General features: G+C 49.9%; 3 protein-coding genes. 1 reads left to right on the top strand and 2 read right to left on the bottom strand.

Annotated features, from left to right (window positions below; translation table 11 throughout):
- Positions 1-1,134 (top strand): hypothetical protein (locus ABGY95_RS08370; protein WP_347441229.1); only part of this gene is annotated, 1,134 nt, incomplete at its 5' end.
- A gap of 112 nt (positions 1,135-1,246) precedes the next feature.
- Here ABGY95_RS08370 and ABGY95_RS08365 read toward each other — a convergent pair.
- Together ABGY95_RS08365 and ruvB are read right to left on the bottom strand one after the other, a co-directional pair.
- Positions 1,247-1,513 (bottom strand): bL28 family ribosomal protein, encoded by a 267-nt coding sequence (locus tag ABGY95_RS08365; RefSeq protein WP_347441228.1) that lies wholly within the window; start codon positions 1,511-1,513, stop codon positions 1,247-1,249.
- Between the two features lie 102 nt (positions 1,514-1,615).
- The gene (gene ruvB, locus ABGY95_RS08360) at positions 1,616-2,632 is read right to left on the bottom strand and encodes a Holliday junction branch migration DNA helicase RuvB (RefSeq protein WP_347441227.1); all 1,017 of its coding nucleotides are present in this window, start codon (positions 2,630-2,632) and stop codon (positions 1,616-1,618) included.
- Positions 2,633-2,738 lie beyond the last annotated feature (106 nt).

The following is a 2,738-nucleotide window of genomic DNA, read 5'->3' as shown; positions in this document are numbered from 1 at the left end:
CTGGCTAATTTTCAAAAGGCTAGTGAGGCTCTCTATCAACGCTCTGCAATGGGTAGGGTGCCTCGCTGGATTTCAGAGGTGTTAGATGCGGGTAAACCACAATGGTTGATCGACCAACAACGCTCGCCTAAACTGCGTGATGCTCTGCCAGGGGTGATTCGTCCCGATCTGATTCTTACCGAGAACGGTTTCGCTCTAACTGAGCTAGATAGTGTTCCTGGTGGAATGGGAATTACCACTTGGTTAAGCCAGCTTTATGCTGACGCAGGGTTTAAGATCTTTGGTGAGCGCGATGGTGTCATTGAAGGGTTCCAATCACTGATGCCTGACGGTGGGCGTATTCTCGTTTCCGAAGAAAGTGCCGATTACCGACCTGAGATGGAATGGTTGTCTGAGCAATTAGGAGACAACTTCCGTGTGGAGACCGCTGAGTCAGCTGAGGCTACTAATGAGGCATCCTACCGATTTTTCGAATGGTTCGATTGGGAAAATATTTCTGCCGCCAAGGAGCTCGCAGCTCAGGCTAATCTCACTTCTCCCTGTAAGCCACACCTAGAGGAAAAGCTCTGGCTCGCCTTACTTTGGACTCCAGCTCTGAAAGGGTATTGGAAAGAAGCCATGCGTGGTAAGCATCTCGACCGCGTCAAAGAGGTTGTTCCTTTTGGCTGGATGATGGATCCTGCTGAGCTTCCTCCTCATGCCGCTTTGCCTCGTCTTGGAGTCAACCAGTGGTCGGACGTTGGAGACTTTAGTCAGACAGAGCGGCGCCTTGTCGTCAAGGTCAGTGGCTTCAGCGAACTCGCTTGGGGCTCCAAGAGTGTGCAAATCGGGCACGACATGCCGCGCGATGAGTGGGCTGCTGCCGTTGAAGGTGCGACTTTAGAATTTGATCACCAACCATGGGTGATGCAGGAATACCATGCTGGGCGCGTGGTCGAGCATCCTTACTTCGACCCAGAAACCGGTGAGGAGAAAATCATGCAGGGCCGCGTGCGACTATGCCCTTACTACTTCACCGACAAGAACGGAAAAACTAAACTCGGTGGCACGCTAGCTACCATCGTTCCCGCAGATAAGAAAAAGATCCACGGCATGAGGGATGGAATCCTAGTGCCTTGTGTGGTTGAGGAGTAGTGATCTCGAATGAGTTACTTAGTTCTCTGGGGTACTAGGCAAAAAAAACAACGCATTCCATAAGGAGTGCGCTGTTTTAAAATTGGTTACTCTAGAAAGAGTAGGTGATCGATTACTTAATGATACCTGCTTTTTTGAGTGTAGCGTAAGCGCCATTCTTGTTGATCGTCTTGATCGCCTTACAGCTCAACTTGAGCTTGATGTAGCGATCTAGTTCAGGAACGAAGATGCGCTTAGTTTGTAGGTTTGGAGAAACCTTACGCTTGACTGTTTTAGTCACGTGACGGCCAATACCACCCTTTTTCTTTGCGAGACCAGAACGGTGAATCTTGCGACCTACACGTACTTTTGATCCTCTAATGCTGCATACTTTTGCCATAATTTTTGAAATTTTTGTTTCGGGTGCGGAGATAAACAGTTCAGCGCACTTGGGTCAAGGAATTTAATGTGTGGAACTGATATTTTCAATTATTTAACGAATCTAAAGCAGTTCACCCTGAGCTTTGGTGGGCGTGGCTCCAATTTTTTTGTAGGCTGCAGGCATGGCGACTCGGCCACGTGGAGTGCGCTTGATAAAGCCTTGCATGATGAGGAAGGGCTCGTGGACCTCTTCTAGCGTGGAGGCGTCTTCACCTACTGCTACAGCCACTGAGGAGAGGCCTACGGGGCCGCCGTTGAATTTATAGATCATTGCTTCGAGAATACGCACATCCATTTCATCAAGCCCGTCATTGTCGATGTCGATCATGCCTAGGGCTTTGGTTGCAGTATTTGCGTCTATCTCCCCATCGCCTCGTACCTGTGCAAAGTCGCGTACCCAACGTAGCAAGTTGTTGGCAATACGCGGAGTACCACGGGAACGTGAAGCAATTTCTTTCGCTCCGTCCGGTTTGATTGCTATTTCTAGAAGGTCAGCGGATCGCTGGATGATTACAGAGAGCTGGTCACGCGTGTAATAATCTAGGCGGTTGACCAAACCAAAACGCGAACGCAGTGGGGAGGTAAGCATACCAGCTCTTGTAGTCGCTCCGACGAGGGTGAATTTCGGAAGGTTAAGTTGGATCGACCGCGCAGATGGACCTGAGTCGATGATGATATCCAGTCGGAAGTCTTCCATGGCGGGGTAAAGGTATTCTTCTACAGCTGGATGGAGTCGGTGAATTTCGTCGATAAAGAGAATGTCACCCTTCTGGACGTTAGTGAGGACACCCGCGAGGTCGCCAGCTTTTTCAATTTGCGGTCCAGAAGTGGTGTGGAGCTGGGTGCCAGTGGCGCCAGCTATGATGTTGGCTAAGGTTGTTTTTCCTAGTCCTGGAGGGCCAGATAGAAGCACGTGTTCTAGAACGTCGTCGCGCTGCTGGGCTGCCTCGACCATGAGAATGAGCCGATCTTTGATTTTTTCCTGCCCGTGGAACTCGCTAAATGCAGGTGGGCGGAGCGATGTCCCGTCGGGGCTGGATGGGGCACTAGAGTGTTGCTCGAAATTTGGATCGGACATGGATGGATTGAGAAGGAAAATGGATGAAGGAGAAAGCAAAAAAAGTATGCTTAGTGAACTACTAATCTGGATTATACATACCCATGTAGCCTAGAGAGTAGAGCTG

Origin of the sequence: Rubritalea sp., assembly GCF_039830215.1 — a bacterium.
Lineage (GTDB): Bacteria > Verrucomicrobiota > Verrucomicrobiia > Verrucomicrobiales > Akkermansiaceae > Rubritalea.
Note: the sequence above shows the minus strand (reverse complement) of the source record. Positions and strands in the feature narration are given on the sequence as shown.

Bases quoted from the DNA above. Each gene is read 5' to 3' on its own strand.
- ruvB (WP_347441227.1), bottom strand. From the start codon at position 2,632: ATGTCCGATCCAAATTTCGAGCAACACTCTAGTGCCCCATCCAGCCCC.
- ABGY95_RS08365 (WP_347441228.1), bottom strand. From the start codon at position 1,513: ATGGCAAAAGTATGCAGCATTAGAGGATCAAAAGTACGTGTAGGTCGC.